The organism is Planomonospora corallina (assembly GCF_042650625.1).
Classification (GTDB): Bacteria; Actinomycetota; Actinomycetes; order Streptosporangiales; family Streptosporangiaceae; genus Planomonospora_B; species Planomonospora_B corallina.
The window spans coordinates 90013-106568 of the sequence record NZ_JBHSBM010000008.1 but is presented as its reverse complement, the minus strand read 5'-3'; the positions used below and the strand labels follow the sequence as shown (position 1 = coordinate 106568).

15 protein-coding genes are annotated in these 16556 nt (G+C 74.7%); 10 read left to right on the top strand and 5 right to left on the bottom strand.

The features are described from left to right. The first annotated feature begins 35 nt into the window (after positions 1–35). Together ACFOWE_RS02545 and ACFOWE_RS02540 are read left to right on the top strand one after the other, a co-directional pair. Positions 36–1196 (top strand): MinD/ParA family ATP-binding protein, encoded by a 1161-nt coding sequence (locus tag ACFOWE_RS02545; RefSeq protein WP_377285106.1) that lies wholly within the window; start codon positions 36–38, stop codon positions 1194–1196. Continuing rightward, positions 1196–1975: a hypothetical protein gene (locus ACFOWE_RS02540; RefSeq protein ID WP_377285105.1), complete on the top strand. Its 780-nt coding sequence runs from the start codon at positions 1196–1198 to the stop codon at positions 1973–1975. The genes ACFOWE_RS02545 and ACFOWE_RS02540 overlap by 1 nt, the downstream gene beginning before the upstream one ends. Before the next feature lie 291 nt (positions 1976–2266). Here the strand turns inward: ACFOWE_RS02540 and ACFOWE_RS02535 are convergent, their stop codons facing one another. Further along, the gene (locus tag ACFOWE_RS02535) at positions 2267–2698 is read right to left on the bottom strand and encodes a hypothetical protein (protein WP_377285104.1); all 432 of its coding nucleotides are present in this window, start codon (positions 2696–2698) and stop codon (positions 2267–2269) included. A gap of 483 nt (positions 2699–3181) precedes the next feature. Between ACFOWE_RS02535 and ACFOWE_RS02530 the strand changes: the two genes are divergently transcribed. Continuing rightward, complete coding sequence (locus ACFOWE_RS02530) at positions 3182–3958, top strand: glycoside hydrolase family 16 protein (RefSeq protein ID WP_377285103.1); 777 nt, start codon at positions 3182–3184, stop codon at positions 3956–3958. Between the two features lie 126 nt (positions 3959–4084). Here ACFOWE_RS02530 and ACFOWE_RS02525 read toward each other — a convergent pair whose 3' ends face one another. After that, a complete protein-coding gene (locus ACFOWE_RS02525) occupies positions 4085–4582 on the bottom strand; it encodes a GNAT family N-acetyltransferase (RefSeq protein WP_377285102.1) in 498 nt (165 codons plus the stop codon). Positions 4583–4738: 156 nt separating this feature from the next. Here ACFOWE_RS02525 and ACFOWE_RS02520 point away from each other — a divergent pair, with 156 nt between their 5' ends. The 7 genes from ACFOWE_RS02520 (at position 4739) to ACFOWE_RS02490 (ending at position 13909) form a co-directional block, all read left to right on the top strand. Further along, positions 4739–6157 carry an LCP family protein gene (locus tag ACFOWE_RS02520; protein WP_377285101.1) on the top strand — a complete coding sequence of 473 codons (1419 nt, stop codon included), beginning with the start codon at positions 4739–4741 and terminating at the stop codon, positions 6155–6157. Positions 6158–6392: 235 nt separating this feature from the next. After that, the gene (locus tag ACFOWE_RS02515; RefSeq protein WP_377285100.1) at positions 6393–7454 is read left to right on the top strand and encodes a 3-oxoacyl-ACP synthase III family protein; all 1062 of its coding nucleotides are present in this window, start codon (positions 6393–6395) and stop codon (positions 7452–7454) included. Continuing rightward, positions 7454–8185 (top strand): glycosyltransferase, encoded by a 732-nt coding sequence (locus tag ACFOWE_RS02510; protein WP_377285099.1) that lies wholly within the window; start codon positions 7454–7456, stop codon positions 8183–8185. Before ACFOWE_RS02515 ends, ACFOWE_RS02510 begins: the two co-directional genes overlap by 1 nt. Before the next feature lie 29 nt (positions 8186–8214). Then, positions 8215–9543: a cytochrome P450 gene (locus ACFOWE_RS02505; RefSeq protein ID WP_377285098.1), complete on the top strand. Its 1329-nt coding sequence runs from the start codon at positions 8215–8217 to the stop codon at positions 9541–9543. Between the two features lie 82 nt (positions 9544–9625). Further along, complete coding sequence (locus ACFOWE_RS02500) at positions 9626–11173, top strand: class I adenylate-forming enzyme family protein (protein ID WP_377285097.1); 1548 nt, start codon at positions 9626–9628, stop codon at positions 11171–11173. A gap of 91 nt (positions 11174–11264) precedes the next feature. Then, positions 11265–12209, top strand: coding sequence for an NAD-dependent epimerase/dehydratase family protein (locus ACFOWE_RS02495; RefSeq protein ID WP_377285096.1), 945 nt, complete (start codon positions 11265–11267; stop codon positions 12207–12209). Positions 12210–12334: 125 nt separating this feature from the next. After that, positions 12335–13909, top strand: coding sequence for an LCP family protein (locus tag ACFOWE_RS02490; RefSeq protein WP_377285095.1), 1575 nt, complete (start codon positions 12335–12337; stop codon positions 13907–13909). On the opposite strand, the gene ACFOWE_RS02485 is transcribed toward ACFOWE_RS02490, so the two are convergent. From ACFOWE_RS02485 to ACFOWE_RS02475, 3 genes are all read right to left on the bottom strand, one after another. Then, positions 13873–15378 (bottom strand): MFS transporter, encoded by a 1506-nt coding sequence (locus ACFOWE_RS02485; RefSeq protein ID WP_377285094.1) that lies wholly within the window; start codon positions 15376–15378, stop codon positions 13873–13875. The genes ACFOWE_RS02490 and ACFOWE_RS02485 overlap by 37 nt on opposite strands. Before the next feature lie 71 nt (positions 15379–15449). Continuing rightward, positions 15450–15938, bottom strand: a complete 489-nt coding sequence (locus tag ACFOWE_RS02480; protein WP_377285093.1) for a MarR family winged helix-turn-helix transcriptional regulator — start codon at positions 15936–15938, stop codon at positions 15450–15452. A gap of 58 nt (positions 15939–15996) precedes the next feature. Next, positions 15997–16485 carry a DUF2867 domain-containing protein gene (locus ACFOWE_RS02475; RefSeq protein WP_377285092.1) on the bottom strand — a complete coding sequence of 163 codons (489 nt, stop codon included), beginning with the start codon at positions 16483–16485 and terminating at the stop codon, positions 15997–15999. Positions 16486–16556: the final 71 nt, after the last annotated feature.

The window sequence follows — 16556 nt, the reverse complement described above, 5'->3', positions numbered from 1 at the left end:
CGCTCCGCACCGCCGCCTGTGAAAGGACCCCGACGATGACAGAGACGTCCCCCCAGACGCACTCCACTCCGGCCGGCACCCCCACCGGGACCCCCGCGGGCATCCCGGCCGGCATCCCCTCCGGCATCCCCGCCGGGCCGTCCTCCGGCTCTCCGTCCGGAACGTCCGACGGCTCGCCGGGGACCACGCCGAGCCTGTCCGGAGCCGCTCCGGACCTGCCCGGGGCCTCCGGCGAGGCGGCGCAGACGCCCGATGCCCCGCTGGAGACGGTCCCGCTCACCGCGGAGCACCTGCTCACCAACCGGCGGCCCGAGCCCTCCGGCGGCTGGCGGCGGCTCGTCTGGCTGCTCTCCGGGAAACGGATCATCCCCGCCGAGTCCGCCGCGGAGATCGAGCGGCGCACGCTGATCGCCCAGGCGCAGACGCCGGTCGCACGCGGTCACCACCGGATCGCGGTCATGAGCCTCAAGGGCGGGGTCGGCAAGACCACGACGACCGCCGCCCTGGGCAACACCCTCGCCTCCCTGCGGGGCGACCGGGTGATCGCGATCGACGCCAACCCCGACCGGGGGACCCTCGGCCTGAAGGTCAAGTCGGAGACCGCCGCGACCATCCGCACCTTCCTCGCCGAGGCGCCGCACATCGTGCGCTACGCCGACGCCCGCGCCTTCACCTCGCAGTCGCCCGCGCGGCTGGAGATCCTCGCCTCCGACACCGATCCCGCCGTGAGCGAGGCCTTCGACGCCGACGACTACCGTACGGTGGCCGGTCTGATCGAGCGCTACTACTCGATCTGCATCACCGACTGCGGGACCGGCCTGCTCCACGGGGCCATGGGCGCGACCCTGGAGATGGCCGACCAGATCGTGCTGGTCAGCCTCGTCGCCGTGGACGGGGCCAACTCGGCCGCCGCCACGCTCGACTGGCTCAACGCCCACGGCCACGCGCACCTGGCGAAGAACGCCATCGTCGTGCTGAACGCGGTGGAGCCGAAGACCGACGTGGACCTGGACCTGCTGGAGCGCCACTTCGCCACCCGCTGCCGCGCCGTGATCCGCATCCCCTACGACCCTCACCTCAAGGAGGGCGCGGAGGTGGACCTGGCCCGGTTGCGGCCCACCACCCGGGGCGCCTACCTGCGCCTGGCCGCCGCCGCCGGCCAGGCGTTCAGCCGGCATCCCGACCGGAGCCACTAGTGCCGCCGGTCGCCGAGGACTCCGTCTTCGACGTCGACCTGGGTCCGCCGGGGCGCGCCTCGCGCCGCAGGCTCGTCGTGGTCCTCACGGTCGTCGGGCTGATCGTGGCGGCGGCCGCGGGCTGGCGGCTCCTGCGGCCCGGCCAGGAGGGGCCGGCCGCTCCCGCCCGGCCGCCCGCCTCCGCCCCGGCCGCCGTCGCCCTCGCCTCGCCTGCCGGGTACCACGGCGAGGCGGGCTATCCGGTCGGGTTCCCCCGGACCGAGCTGGGCGCGGCCTCGGCGGCGGCCGCCGCGCTGGAGGCCGCCTGGACGCTGGACGTCGAGCAGGCGCGGCAGGCCGCGACCCTGTACGCGCCGCCCGACCAGCAGGACGCCGCCCGCGAGGCCGCGGACGCCACCACCCGCGGCTGGCGGGAGACCCTCGGCCTGCCCGCGGAGGGGGAGCTCCCTGAAGGGGCGGCTCTGCGGACGGAGACGATCGCCGTGCAGTGGCACGCCCGCGCCCGCGACCAGGTCCAGGTCTCCCTCCTGGTCAGGGTGACCGCCACCCGTGGAGGGAAGGACCCCGGGCCGGAGCACTCCAGCCCCGTCGCCATGAGCGTGCTCATGGTCTGGAACCCCGGCGTCCGCTCAGGAGCCGGGGACTGGGTGAACACCCCCGACCCGCTGCCCACCGTCGTGCCCCAGGTCGCCCTCCCCGGCACCCCGGAGTTCGCCGCGGCCGGGTGGAGAGCCGTCACCGGCCCCGCCCCGCGGACCGCGGCCCCACCGTCCGAGTAGATCGAGGAAGAACCCCATGCCCTCACGCACTCCCTCCCGGAACCTCACCCTCGTCTCCGGGCTGCTCCTGGCGGGCGTCTCCGCGACGGCCGGCGCGCTCATCGCCCGGCCCTGGACCGCCGCGGCGGAGCCCGGCCCGGTCCCGGGCACCCGGGACGACCCCCGGCCGATCCCGGTGGACGTTCCGCCCCCGGCCGCCCCGGAGTCCCGGAGCCGGCCCGGCGCCGCGCCCCATGACGCCGTGCCCTATGACGCCGTGCCCCATGACGCCGTGCCCCATGGCGTCGCGCCCTATGCCGACTCGACCGCCGGCTCGGCCTCGCTCCGCGTCCCCCGGATCTCCCGGGCCAGGGTGCTCCCACCGGAGAACGCGGTCAGGCGGGCATCGCCGCCCTCGGGGAGCCCCGCCGTCCGCGCCTCGTCCCCGGCGGCGTCCGGCTCTCGCGGCGCGGGCCGTACGACGGGCTCTCCGGAGGAACCGAAGACCACGCCGAAAGCCACTCCGGAGCCCACGGCCACCGGCTCCGGATCCCCCCCGACCGCCCAGCCTCCGGCCCCGCAGCCGACCGCCACCGGCAAGCCCGCGCTGCCCACGGCGGAGCCGGGCGGGACCCCGCGGCCCTCCACCCCGCAGCCGTCCTCCACCAAGAAGCCGCCATCCCCCGATCCCCGGCCGGCCATCACCAAGAAGCCGCCGTCCCCCGCTCCCAAACCGACCGTCAAGCGACCGTCCACCGCCGGACCCGAGATCGAACGCCTCCTCGTGGAGCTGGGCAACGTTTCCAAACCGGGCAGCGGCCGGTCGGACGGCGAGAAAAAACCGGCCTCACCCGCGCCCGCCCCGCCTCTCACCGACACTCCGGCCGACGGATCCGCGCCCGCCCTTCCGGAGGCGTCCGGATCCCCGGCGCCGTCGGGCATCCGGCCACTGCCGCTGCCATCCCTCCAGGGCCACTGCCCGCCCTCCGGCACCGCTGTCACCTGCTGGAATCTCGCTCCGTGGCACGGCCGTACCACCGATTCTCCTGACAGCTCACCTGCGGCGGAGCATGATGGACAGGCGTCGGCGACGCCCCGATGGGTCTTCGCACCCCCCGTGGCCTCGGCGACCGATCCGTCTGCCAAGGGCCGTTCGACCCCCGCTCAGGTTGGTTGCTGGGCCTTCAGCCCACCTGTGCTCTGTGCCAGATTCCAGGAGAGCCATCAATGATCCTCCGTTTCCACGCCCGGACAGCCGTTCTCAGCATGGTGACGACGCTGGCTCTGGGCGCCCTCGGTGCCGCGCCCGCCCAGGCCGCGGCGCGCGGCTGCCCCTCCGCTCCGGACGCCAAGAGCGCCGCCCGGGTCCACGGCTGGGGGGCGCCCGCCTGGTGCGACGAGTTCGAGGACCAGTACCTGGACTCCGCCAGGTGGCTCTTCTACGACACCCCGGGGCACGCGGGCAAGGGCCGCCGCACGTCCCAGGAGCTCTACCTGGGCAACGGCTCGCTCTATCTGCACGGCCTGCCGGACGGGACCACCGCGGGGCTCGGCGCCCGCCACTCCCAGTCGTACGGCCGGTGGGAGACCCGCATCCGCCTGTACCGGGGCGCGGGCGCCTACCGTCCGATGGCCCTGCTCTGGCCGGACGGCGGGGGCGGCGGCGAGTACAGCGCCACCCGCGAGGAGATCGACTTCATGGGGGTCTACAACGACCCCAACCGGCAGCGGGCGGACTTCTTCCTCGAGACCCCCAAGGGCGGGCACGAGCTGGGGTACGCCGACGTGGACATGACCAAGTGGCACACCTACGCCGTGGAGAACACCCCGGCCGGGGTGGTCGGCTATCTCGACGGGCGTGAGTGGTTCCGCTCGTCCCACTCCACGCGCAGCCCGATGTCCCTGTGCCTGCAGCTCGACTGGTTCCCCGGCGAGGGCAGCGACGGGGAGGCGTGGATGGAGGTCGACTGGGTCCGCATCTACCCGATGCGTCCGGGCGACTGAGGCCGCACCCGGACACCGGCGCGGACCGCGGAACCGGTGCAGGGATGCAGGCCTGCGGGACCGACGCGGGGATGCGGGACCGCGGGACCGGCGCGCGGGCACTCCGCACGGGGCGCCCGCGACCCCTCAGAGCCGCAGTTGCAGGATCTGTCCCGGCCACTCGCCCACGCTGAACGTCTCGGCCCTGGTGAAGCCCTGGCTCTCGTAGTAGCGCACCAGACGGCCGTCGTCACCGGCGTAGCAGTCGACCCGGAGCAGTGAGACCCCCAGCCCGGCCGCCTCGGCGCGGGCCCGCGCCAGCAGGGCCGCGCCGACGCCCCGGCCGTGGAAGCGCCGGTCGATGACGAGCGCCTGGACGTAGAGCTCCGGCTCGGGGGCGGGGTCGACGTAGGGCATCGGGGGGCCGAGGACGGCGCATCCGGCGGGCTCGCCGTCGATCTCGGCGATGCGCATCCCGCCCTCGGCCGCCCACTGCCCGATCCGCCGCACCCGGGCCGGGTCGGCGGAGAAGGGCTCGCTGCCCCACTGCCCGGTACGGCCCTGCGCGGTCAGCCACTCCACCGCGCTGTCGAACATCCCCAGAACGGCCCGAACGTCGCCGGGATCACCATCACGGATAATCACCGGCGGATCGTAACAGGAGCCGCGTCCGTCGTTTCGCCACGTCAGACAGGGTCGCGTGGTTCCACTGAAGTCCCGGTGGCGATCAGTAGACTCGGCGGCCGGAACACGGCTCCCCGGCCAGCGGGTTCGCCCTGGCCTGTCCACATCTGGAGTCAAGTGAGCAGTGGATTGATCGACGCGCCTGCGAAACCCTCGGGTCCGGCGAGACCCCGGCGCGCCCGCCGGTGGGTGTGGTGGCTGGTGGCGGGGGTGACGGTCACCACGGTGGGGGTGACCGCGACGGTGGTCAGCGCCTACGTCCGGTTGTCGGGGAACGTCAGGCACGTCGAGGTGGGCGGGGAGGACCTCGGTCCCCGGCGGCCGGTCAAGATCGCGGCCAAGGCGGTGAACATCCTGATCGTCGGGTCCGACCAGCGCGACGGCGCGAACGCCAAGTACGGGCGGTTCGAGGGCGAGCGGACCGACACGATCATGCTCGCGCACATCTCGCCGCGGCACGACAACGCGATGGTCATCAGCTTCCCGCGCGACTCGATGGTCCAGCTCCCCGCCTGCCGGGCCCGGCGGGGCCTGCCCGGCCAGTACCCCCACCTGGGGATGATCAACGAGTCGTTCACCTACGGCGGCATCGCCTGCACCTGGAAGACGGTCGAGACGCTCACCGGCATCCACATCGACCACTTCGTGAAGGTCGACTTCACCGGCTTCAAGGACATGGTCAACGCGATCGGCGGGGTCGAGGTCTGCCTGCCCGAGCCGGTCAACGACACCAAGGCGCTGCTCACCCTCGACGCCGGCCGGCAGGTCCTGAAGGGCGAGCAGGCCCTCGGCTACGTCCGCGCCCGCTACAGCCTGGGCGACGGCTCCGACATCGGCCGCATCCGGCGGCAGCAGATGTTCATCGCCTCGATGGCGAAGAAGGTGATGAGCGGTGAGACGCTGACCGACCCGGCCAGGCTCTTCCGCTTCCTCGACGCGGCCACCCGGTCGCTCACCACCGATCCCGGCCTCACCCCCGCCGTCATGAGGGACCTCGCGCTCGCGGGCCGGGGGCTGGCGGCCGGGCGGATCCACTTCGTCACGACGCCGTGGCGTTACTCGCTCACCCACCCCGGCAAGGTGGAGTGGGTCGAGCCGGACAGCACGGAGCTGTTCCACCTCGTCGCCCGGGACCGGCCGTTCGCCGGCTCCGGGGTCAGGGGCGGGCAGGCCCGGGTGCCGCGCTCGCAGGTCACCGTGGAGGTCCGCAACGGGACCTGGCGCTCCGGCCTGGCGACGCTGGTCGCGGCGGAGCTGGAGGAGCGGGGCTACCACGTCGCCAGAGTCGGTGACACGGCGCGCAAGCCGCGCCCGAAGACCACGGTCGCCTACTCCCCCCGGGGTGCGGCCAAGGTCCTGACCCTGACCAGGGACCTGGCGGCGGGCGCCGCGGCGCGGCTCGCCCCCTCCGCGAAGGGCGGGCGACTCGTCCTGGTGATCGGCGACGACTGGAGGGGGCTCAAGGAGCTTCCCGCGGGTGACATCGCCCGGCTGAAGGGCTTCGACGCCACCCACGACTCCTGCGCGGACGCCTGACCGTCCCGCCGCGACCTGCGGTCCGTCCCGCCCGCTCCGGCCGGCCCGTTCCTCCCCGGTACGGCGCGGCGGAGGCCGCAGGGACCACTCATCCGGTACGGCGCGCGGCCCGCCGCGGGCCGGGGAGAGTTTCCTCACCGCCGCCCCGCCGCTCCGCCGACGGCTAGGACACATCCCACCTGTGCATATACATTGCGCAGGAATTGGGAGACATGCCGGATCTAAGGGGGGCGCGATGAGGGCCCGTATCACGGGCGTCGCGACGTATCTGCCCGAACGGACTCTGACCAGCGCGGACGTGGAGTCCCGGATCGAGGGATACACCCCTTACGCCGGGATCGTCGAGCGGATGACGGGGATCCGCCGACGGCACGTGGCCCGCCGGGACCAGCAGGCCTCGGATCTGGCGGTGGAGGCCGTACGGGCGCTCGGCACGGCCTCCGGCACGCCCGGGACCGGAGAGCCGGGAGCCGACGCGCCCGGGACCGGGGAGCTCCCAGAGGGCGGTGGAGCGGGGAGGACCGGCGCGGCCCCCCACGCCGACGCCGACCTGCTGATCTTCGCCTCCGCCTCGCAGGACATGGTCGAGCCCGCCACCGCGCACATCGTCGCGGCCAAGCTCGGCCTGTCGTGCCCGGTCTTCGACGTCAAGAACGCCTGCAACAGCATGCTCAACGGCATCCAGGTGGCCGAGGCGCTGATCCTGTCCGGAGCGCACCGCAAGGTCCTCGTCTGCTCCGGTGAGACGCCCTCCCGGGCGATCCGCTGGCAGGTCCGGGACAGGGCCCAGTTCGTGGACTCCTTCGCCGGATACACGCTCTCCGACAGCGGCGCGGCCGTGCTGGTCGAGGCGGACGCCGAGCGCGGCATCTTCTACCGGGACTTCTCCGCCGACTCCACGGCGTGGGCGATCGGCACCCTGCCGGGCGGCGGCTCGGCGCACCCCCGCGACCCCGAGTACTCCTACTTCCGTGGCGACGGGCGGCGGCTGAAGGAGGCCTTCGAGCGCGTCGGCCCCGACATCTTCCTCACCGCGCTCAAGAAGACCGGCCTGGCCTGGGACGACTTCGCCGTCGTGGCGGTGCACCAGGTCGCCCTGCCGTACCTGCGCTTCCTGGCCGGGGTGCTGGACATCCCCGGTGAGAAGCTGGTGGTCAGCCTGCCCGAGCACGGCAACTGCGCCTCGGCCACCCTCCCGCTCCAGCTCGCGCTGGGTTCCTGGCGCCCCGGTGACCGGGTGGCCCTGCTCGGTCTCGGCGGCGGGATCAGCATGGGCGTGATGCTGGCGGAGATGTGATGGACCTGTGGGTGATCGTCCCGGCCTACAACGAGGCCGCGGGCATCGAGGCGACGCTCCGCGCGCTGGCCGCGCAGGACGACCGCGGCTTCACGCTGCTCGTGGTGGACAACGCCAGCACCGACGGCACCGCCGAGGTCGCCCGGCGGCACGGCGCCCAGGTGATCCACGAGCCCCGGAAGGGCACCGGCGCGGCCTCCGACACCGGCGTGCGGCACGCCATCGCGCACGGCGCGACCCACGTCGCCCGCACCGACGCCGACTGCCTGCCCCGCCCCGACTGGGTGCGGAACGTCCGCCGCGCCTTCGGCGACGGCCTGGAGATGGTCGGCGGGCGGCTGCTGCCCCGGACCGACGAGTTCCCGCTGAAGTTCTGGGAGCGGCGGCTCATCCCGGCCGTGATCGACGTGGCCGCGACGTTCGGCCGGTTCCGGCCGGGCAACCGGGACCCGCTCCACAGGGGACCGTACGTGATGATGCCCGGCTGCAACCTGGCCATCACCGCGGACCTCTACGAGCGCGCGGGCGGCTTCCCCCGGACCGCGATCGAGGAGGTCCACGAGGACCGCGCCCTGGTCAACCGGGTCCGCAAGGTCACCTCCGCGTACGGCTCCCGCCGCGACGTCGTCGTGTACGGCTCGGTCCGGCGGCTGCGCGCCTACGGGCTGGTGGGCACCCTGGCCTGGTACGCCGACCACCACTACCGGCCCGACGTGGTCGACATCCGGTGAGGCGGCCGGTGGAACACGAAGGGCGACCGGTGGCACGTGAAGGGCGGCGGGAACGGCCGGCGGACCGTCCGGCGGGGCGATCAGGGCGATCGGGCCGCCCGGCCGACCACGAGCGCCGGCTCTACCTGGCCGCGCACCCGCTGGCCTACCCGCTGATGCGGCTGCTGGCCCGATTCGGCCCGGTGGTGCGGGTCCCGGGGCTGGGCGTGGTGGTCAACGACGCCGCCGTGGCGCGCGCCGTGCTGACCGATCCGAACTTCCGCAAGGACGGCCCCGGCTCGCCCGCCGATCTGTGGACCCCGGTGCTGGGGCCGTCCGTGCTGCTCAACATGGAGGGTCCGGACCATCTGGCGCTGCGCCGGAAGCTGACCCCGCTGTTCGCCCCCGGCTACGTCACGGACCTGGTGGCCGACGTGCTGCGCGAGCCGCTCGCGGAGCTGGACGCGCGGCTGGCGCGGGGCGAGACCGTCGACCTGGTGGACACCATGCGGGTGATGGCCGGCGCGGTGATCTGCCGGATCATCGGCCTGGACCTCGGCACGGGCGCGGTCGCCGGCCCCGTTCCGGGCGGGTTCTCCGAGGCGCGGGCCCGGGAGCTGTTCGCCGAGGGGGAGCGGGTCGTCTCCATGGTCTCGCTCCGCTCCCGGCGCCTGTCGGAGCGGCAGATCGCCGTCGCCAAGCAGGTCCTGGACCGGATCGGGGACATCGCGCAGGCCGCCTACGAGGCGGGCGACCCCTCCACGGTGATGGGCCGGATGCGGGAGCTGGGCCTGTCGGCGGCCGAGGCGCGGGGAGCGGCCGGGGCGTTCTTCCTGACCGGCACCGAGACCGTCGCCACCCTCCTGCCCCGCCTGATCGCGCTGGTCTGCGACCACGGCCTCGACCGCCGCACCGTCCTGGAGGACCTGGACCGGGTGATCGACGAGGCCATGCGGGTCACCACCCCGACCCCGGTGATGCTCCGCTCGGTGGCCGCGCCCGCCCGGATCGGCGGCGCGCCCGGGTCCCGCCGCACCACCGGGGACCGCGGAACCGATGGGACCGGCCCGACCGGCCCGGCCGGCCGTGCGGGCAGGAGCGGAGTCGCGGTACGGCCCGGCGACCGGGTGCTGATCGTCACCCACAACTGCGCCCGCGCCCACGGCCCGTTCGACCCGTCCCGCCCCCACCCGCCCGAGCTGCGCCACCTCTGGTTCGGCGCGGGCCCGCACTTCTGCATCGGCCATCCGCTGGCCGTGGCGGAGATCCGCGCGGTGGCGCGGGCGGTGCTCGCCCACGACGTCCGGATCACCGGCCGCCGCGCGGCCCGGGGGGTGCTCATCCCCACCTACGAGCACCTGCGGATCACCGCCTCCTGACCGTCCCGGGCCGCCGCGGACCATCCTCGAGCCCTGCGAGTCACTCCATACGGACCGCCCCCGAACCCCTGGATCGCCCCACATGAACGACATCGTCACCGGGATAATGACCGCCGCCCGGCGGGAGCCGTACCGGACCGCGCTCATCGACGGCCGCGGCCGGGAGGTTTCCTACGGCGTGCTGGCGCGCCGGGTTGACGCCGTCCGGGCCGCCCTGGACGGGCTGGAGCCGGGTGACGGGGTGCTGTTCGCGGTACGGCCCGGCGTGAACGCGGTGGTCACGGCGCTGGGCGCGGTGGCGGCGGGCGGCACGCTCGTCCTGGCCGACCCCGGTCTCGCGCCCGGCGTGCTGGCCGCCCGGATGGCCGCCACCCGGCCGAAGTGGGTGGTCGCCGAGTCGCTGCTGCACACCCTGAGCGGTCCGCTCCGCCCGCTGGCCCGCCGCCGGGGCCTGCTCCTGCCCGACCTGCGCGACCCGCTGCCCGGCCAGGCGGTCCGCCACCTGTACACCGGTCCCTGGCTGCCGGGGGTGCCACGCGGCGCGCTCCGGCTGGAGCGCCTGCCCGAACCCTCCGCGGACGGCCTGTCCGAACTGTCCGCGGACGGCCTGCCCGGGCCGTCCGGCGGCGTCCCGGGCGCGCGGGGCGACGGCGGACCGGACAGGAGCGGACAGCCCGCCGCGGTTATCTTCACCTCGGGGACCACGGCCAGCCCGCGCGGCGTGGTCCACACCCGGGGGTCGCTCGCGGCGGGCCTGGAGCTGTTCCGCAGCGCGTTCCCGCTCGGTCCCGGCGACGTCGTCCACACCGACCAGCTGATGCTGGGGCTGCCCGCGCTGATGGCCGGGGCCACCTGGTCGCTGCCGGGCGCGGGGCCGCTGGCCGAGGAGCTCGCCCGGCGGGGGGCGACGCACACCTTCGCCGTCCCGGTCCGCCTGGACCGGCTGCTCCGCGAGACGCCCCGGCTCCCGGGCACGCTCCGCCACCTGCTGCTGGGGTCGGCGCCCGCCCCCGCCGGGGTGCTCCGCCGGGCGGTCCAGGCGGGCCCGCAGGTGCTGTCGGTCTACGCGATGACCGAGGCGCTGCCCATCTCGATCGCCTCGGCCGAGGAGAAGCTGGCGCACACCGCCTCGGGCGCCGAGGGGGACCTGCTCGGGGCCCCGCTGCCGGGGGTGGGGGCGCGGATCGCGCAGGACGGCGAGCTGCTGGTCTCCGGGCCGCACCTGGCCCGCGGCTATCTGGGCGAGGAGCCGCTGCGCCAGGTCGCCACCGGCGACCTGGCCCGGATCGAGAACGGCCGGCTGGTCCTGCTCGGCCGGAAGAAGGACATGATCCTGCGCGACGGCTTCAACATCTACCCCGGGCTGTACGAGCCCGCGATCACCGCGCTGCCCGGGATCGCCGAGGCCGCGCTCGTCGGCCTGGCCGACCCCGGGACCGGGGACGAGGAGGTCGTGCTCGCCGTCGTGCCCGCCCCGGGCTACGACGAGGCGCGGCTGCGCGGGGCCCTGCCGGACCTGGTGGACGCCGGCGCGCTCCCCGACCGGATCGCCGTCCTCGGCGCCTTCCCCCGCTCCGGGCGCGCCGACAAGCTGGACCGCGCCGCGCTCCGCGCCCTGGTGGCGCGGTGAGCCGCGCTCCGCGCCCTGGTGACGTGGTGGGTGAGGGGCACGATGGCGGGGGCACCGGGGCCGGGGGGCCGGCGGAGAGGGCGGGAGTCCGATGAGGATCGCGGTGACGGGCGCGTCGGGGTTCGTGGGCGGCGCGGTCTGCCGGGCGGCCCGGGCCGAGAGGTGGCGGGTGCACGCCTTCGGCAGGCGGCCCGCGGTGGAGCCCGGCCACGTCGGCGGCGCGCCGTACCGGGCGTGGGACCTCCTCGGCCCGGCGCCCGCGGCGCTCGGCGAGGTGGACGCCGTGGTGCACTGCGCGGGCGGCGTCACGGACTGGGGACCGGCGGCGGAGATCTGGGCGGCCAACGTGACCGGGACCCGGAACGCGGCCCGGGCGTTCCCCTCGGCCGCCTTCGTGCACGTGAGCACCGCGAGCGTCTACGACCCGTTCCGGCCGACCGTGCGGGCGCGCGAGGACGAGGCGCCGGTCGCGCGGTACGTCAACGCCTACGGCGCCTCCAAGGCCGCCGCTGAGCGGGTGGCGGCCGAGGCGGCTCCGGGGCGGACGGTCGTGCTGCGTCCGCACGCCGTCTACGGCCCCGGGGACACGACCCTGCTCCCGCGCGTGCTCGGCGCGGTCCGGGGCGGGCGGCTGGTCGCGGTGGGGGACGGCCGGCAGCTGGTCAGCCTGACCTCGGTGGACAACCTGGCCCGGGCCTGCCTGCTCGCGGCGGAGGCGGCCGCCCGCCGGGGCGTGCACGGCACCTTCAACGTGACCGACGCCGAGCCGGTCGTCCTCGACGACGCGCTCCGCGCGGTCCTGCGGGAGCGGGGCGTCGCCGCCGAGCCGTACTATCTGCCGCTCCGGCTCGCCGAGCCCGTCGCCGCCGTCGCCGAGACGGCCGCCCGGCTGCTGGGACGCAGGCGTCCGCCCCGGCTGACCCGGTACGCCGCCGGGCATCTGGCCGTCGAGCGCACGCTGGACATCACCGCCGCCCGCGAGCGGCTGGGCTACCGGCCGGCGCCGACGTCGTTCGCGGGGGCCGCGGACTGGTGAGCCCGCCGGGCACCCGGCTCGGCACCCATCCCCCGAAACAGACATGACCCTCCATAGGCCCTAATAAGCCCTTATCTGTTACCAATCAGCGACAAGTCGGCGAACAGGCGGGGGATATGGAGTAAATGGCAGGTCACCGGCGTCGCCCCAGCATCGGGTCGAGCCTGGCGTTCACGCTCGGCTCGGCGGTGCTGTGGGGCCTGGGACACCTGCGGGCGGGACGGCGCACGACCGGCGCCCTGCTCATGACCTCATGCCTGACGGTGATCACCGCGGCCGCGACCGCGCTCCTGACCGCCAAATCGCTCCTGCTCAACCTCGCCGTGCGGCCCGGCTGGCTCCAGGCGTTCGGCCTGGTCACGCTCCTGCTGGGAACCGTCACGGTGGCCGTGGTCGTCCGCTCCCACCAGCTCCTGCGGCCCCGGCGGGCCGGTGCCGCCGCCCGCCGCCTCTCGGCCCTCGTCGTGGGCCTGCTCTGCGTGCTGGTGATGCTGCCCGCGGTGGGCGTCGCCCGGCTCGCCTACGTCTCCCAGGACGCGATGACCTCGATCTTCGCGGCCGGGGCCACGCCGGTCCCCGCCGACCCCTGGCAGGGCCGGGACCGGCTCAACGTCCTGCTCCTGGGCGCGGACGCCGCCCCCGGCCGGTACGGCGTGCGCACCGACAGCGTGACCGTGGCGAGCGTCGACACCCGGACCGGCGACACCGTGCTGTTCGGCCTGCCGAGGAACCTGGCGCACGTCCCGCTGCCGCCGGGCCCCGCCCGCGACCGCTTCCCGCACGGGTTCGCGGGCGAGCCGCCGTACACGCCGGGGATCCTCAACGAGATCTGGCAGTACGCCGAGGACCACCCCGAGATCGTCCCGGGAACCGCCGCCGGCGAGCGCGGCCCCGAGCTGCTGAAGAAGGCCGTCGGCGGCGCCCTCGGCCTCGACATCCCCTACTACGCCATGGCCGACATGCGCGGGTTCGCCAAGATCGTCGACGCGATGGGCGGGGTGCGGGTCACCGTACGGGAGCCCATCGTGTACGGCCGGCACGACGAGGGGCTGATCACTCCCGGCACGCGCGTCCTCAGTGGTTCCGAGGCGCTCTGGTACGGCAGGTCCCGCACCCGCACCAGCGACTACGTCCGGATGGCCCGCCAGAGGTGCCTGATGAACGCGGTCATCGAGCAGGCCGATCCGGTGACGGTCCTCGGTGGCTTCGAGCAGATCGCCGACGCGGCGGTGGACACCGTCTCCACCGACATCCCCCGGCCGCTCCTGCCGCACCTGGTCGACCTGGCGGACAAGGTGAAGGAGTCCCCGGTCCGGAGCACCCAGTTCACGCCCCCGCTGACCGACCCCGTCGCCCCCGACTACGGCCTGATCAGGCAGAAGGTCGCCGCAGCCCTGAACCCCGACGCGGCGGACCCGGGCGTGGGCCCGGGCCCGGACACCGCGGACCCGGGCGTGACCCCGGGCCCGGACGCCGCGCGACCGCCCTCCGCCGACGGGACCGCCCTCCAGCCGCGGCCTGCCCCGGCCTCGACTCCCGGCCCGAGCCGGAGCCCGTCCCCCGCTCCCGTCTCGAGCGAGGCTCCTGACACGGGCACGGCGCCGGCCCCGGCTGCGACACCGACACCGAGCCCGACGCCGACGCCGACGCCGACGCCGACGTCTCAGGGGACCGTCGTCCTCGACGAGGCCTGCCCCTGACCACCGTCCCGCGCCTCCTCTCCCGGGCCTGTCGCGTCCGGCCGCGGCCGCCGCAGCACGGTGAGCGCGACGGCCAGAGCGGCCGTGATCAGCCCGGCCGAGACGCCGAAGGCGAGCCGGTAGCCGCCGGTCAGCGCGACCGCCTCGCCGGCGCCGGCGGCCAGCAACTCCCCGGTCCGCGAGGCGGCCAGCGTGGACAGCACGGCGACTCCGGTGGCCATGCCGACCTGCTGGGTGGTGTTGAACAGCCCCGAGGCCAGGCCCGCGTCGTCGGACCGGGCGCCGGACATGCCCAGCGAGGTCAGCGCCGGGAGCACCAGCCCGCCGCCCGAGATGAGCAGCATCACCGGGAGCAGGTCGGTGACGTAGTCCGCGTCCACCGGGATGCGGGTGAGCAGGCCCATCGCCCCGAGCAGGAGCAGCAGGCCCGCGGCCAGGACGGTCCGCTCGCCGAAGCGGGTGTTGAGCCGGGCCGAGACGGACAGGGACACGCCGCCGATGGCCAGCGCCGCCGGGAGCATGGCCAGCCCGGTGGCGAGCGCGCCGTAGCCGAGGACCTTCTGCATGTGGAGGGCGACGATGACCTGGAAGGCGAACATGCCCGACACCATCAGCATCTGGACCAGGTTGGCGCCGGCGACGTTGCGCGAGCGCAGGACGCGCAGCGGCATGAGCGGGGTCGCGGCGGTCGCCTGGCGGGCGGTGAACGCGGCCAGCAGGGCGAGCGCGACCGCGCCGGAGCCGAGGGTGCGCGCCGAGAGCCAGCCGTGCTGCTCGACCCCGACCACGGTGGAGATGCCCAGCATCAGTCCGCCGGTGACCAGCACGGCGCCGAGCACGTCGGCCCCGGCGGCGAGCCCGGTGCCGCGGTCCCGGGGCAGCGCCCGCACCGCCAGCGCGATCACGGCCAGCCCGATCGGCAGGTTGATGAGGAAGATCCAGTTCCAGCCGAGCGTGTCGGTGAGCACCCCGCCGAGGACCTGCCCGGTCGCGGCCCCGGCGGCGCCGGTGAAGCTGAAGACGCCGATCGCCTTCGCGCGCTCCGCGGGCCCGGTGAAGATCGTCACCAGGATGCCCAGTACGACCGCGGAGGCCATGGCGCTGCCGACGCCCTGGAGGAAGCGGGCGGCGAGCAGCGTGCCGGGTCCGGTGGCCGCCCCGGCCAGCAGGGACGCGGCGGTGAAGACCGCGTTGCCCGCCAGGAACACGGTCCGGCGGCCGATGAGGTCGCCCAGCCGGCCGGCCAGGAGCAGCAGCCCGCCGAAGGCGATCAGGTACGCGTTGACGGTCCAGCTGAGCCCGGCGGGCGAGAAGCCCAGCTCCCGCTGGATGGCCGGCATCGCCACGGTCACGATGCTGCCGTCCAGGATCGTCATCAGCGACGTGGCGGACAGCGCGGTGAGCGCCGTCCAACGGGATCCGGAGACCCGGGGGCGGGCCGGGAGAAGGGGTGGTGCGGCATGCGGCATGGGTCTCTCCTGTCCGAGGGAACAAGAGGGACCTTAACAGATAGTTTTGTTACAGACGATCCTTTACAGACCTACTTTGCGCGCTGACGTGCCCGCCGTACGGGCTGGGGGACTTCGGCCGGAACGGCCAGGTGCCCGGCGACCAGGCGGTTCAGCGCGCGTACGAGCACCTCGCGCTCGTCGTCGGGCAGCGTGCCCAGGGCCGCCCGGTGCACATCGTCGACGATCTCCTGGCTCCGCTTCGCCGTCTCCGCGCCCTTCTCGGTGACCGAGACGATCCGGGCCCGCCGGTCCGTGCTCGACGGCCGGCGCTCGGCCAGGCCCGCCTCCTCCAGGGCGTCGACCGTGACCACCATCGTGGTCTTGTCCATGTCACCGAGCTCGGCGAGCTGGATCTGCGTGCGCTCCTCCTGCAGGGCGTGGACCAGCACGCAGTGCATGCGCGGCGTCAGCCCGATCTCGGCGAGCGCCGCCGCCATCCGGGTCCGCAGAACGTGGCCCGCGTGGTCCAGGAGGAACGACAGGTCAGGCTCGGTGCGCGCAGGCGCCATGGCGGTCATGCCTCCAGGGTAATAGCCGGTTCCTTTGCGGATAATCCGCAAAGGAACCCTCGGCGCGTCACGCGTGCGCCGCCACTCCCGCCCGGGCCATGCCGGAGACCACCAGGTGGTGGAAGGGCCGGATGACGTTGAAGTAGACCGGGCCGGTCCAGCGGTGGTACTTCACGATGGTCACGATGTGGAAGCGGCCGGGCTCGGCGACCACCGCGAGCCACGCGGTCAGGTGCGACTCGGTGGCACCCGCCACGAAGTAGCGGTCCTCCTCCGCGGCGGCCACGGTGAAGAAGGCGAGCTTCTCCCCAGGGGTGAACGGGATGTCCTGCGGGCGCATCCCCCGCGCCGAGGGCAGCTCCCCCTGGCGCATGCCGAGCAGGCGCACGAACCCGGCCCTGACGCGGTAGAGGAAGCGCACCCAGCCCGGCTCGTAGGAGATGAGCCCGGCGAGGAACTCCCTGAGGGTGACGTCCCCCTCGACGGTCTTGACGTCCACATGGTCCGCACCCTCGGTGTAGGCGCGCAGTTCCGGTGATCGTGCGGCGTCCGGCATGTTCGCTCCCGCTCGGCAGAAGGGGACGCGGCGCCCGTCGGCGGGATCTCCGCCCGGCCCGCCGCGATCTC

What these genes read in the sequence shown, in the direction of transcription:
- ACFOWE_RS02545 (WP_377285106.1), top strand. Translation starts at nt 36, where the DNA reads ATGACAGAGACGTCCCCCCAGACGCACTCCACTCCGGCCGGCACCCCC.
- ACFOWE_RS02530 (WP_377285103.1), top strand. Translation starts at nt 3,182, where the DNA reads ATGATCCTCCGTTTCCACGCCCGGACAGCCGTTCTCAGCATGGTGACG.
- ACFOWE_RS02515 (WP_377285100.1), top strand. Translation starts at nt 6,393, where the DNA reads ATGAGGGCCCGTATCACGGGCGTCGCGACGTATCTGCCCGAACGGACT.
- ACFOWE_RS02510 (WP_377285099.1), top strand. Translation starts at nt 7,454, where the DNA reads ATGGACCTGTGGGTGATCGTCCCGGCCTACAACGAGGCCGCGGGCATC.
- ACFOWE_RS02500 (WP_377285097.1), top strand. Translation starts at nt 9,626, where the DNA reads ATGAACGACATCGTCACCGGGATAATGACCGCCGCCCGGCGGGAGCCG.
- ACFOWE_RS02495 (WP_377285096.1), top strand. Translation starts at nt 11,265, where the DNA reads ATGAGGATCGCGGTGACGGGCGCGTCGGGGTTCGTGGGCGGCGCGGTC.
- ACFOWE_RS02490 (WP_377285095.1), top strand. Translation starts at nt 12,335, where the DNA reads ATGGCAGGTCACCGGCGTCGCCCCAGCATCGGGTCGAGCCTGGCGTTC.
- ACFOWE_RS02485 (WP_377285094.1), bottom strand. Translation starts at nt 15,378, where the DNA reads ATGCCGCATGCCGCACCACCCCTTCTCCCGGCCCGCCCCCGGGTCTCC.
- ACFOWE_RS02480 (WP_377285093.1), bottom strand. Translation starts at nt 15,938, where the DNA reads ATGACCGCCATGGCGCCTGCGCGCACCGAGCCTGACCTGTCGTTCCTC.
- ACFOWE_RS02475 (WP_377285092.1), bottom strand. Translation starts at nt 16,485, where the DNA reads ATGCCGGACGCCGCACGATCACCGGAACTGCGCGCCTACACCGAGGGT.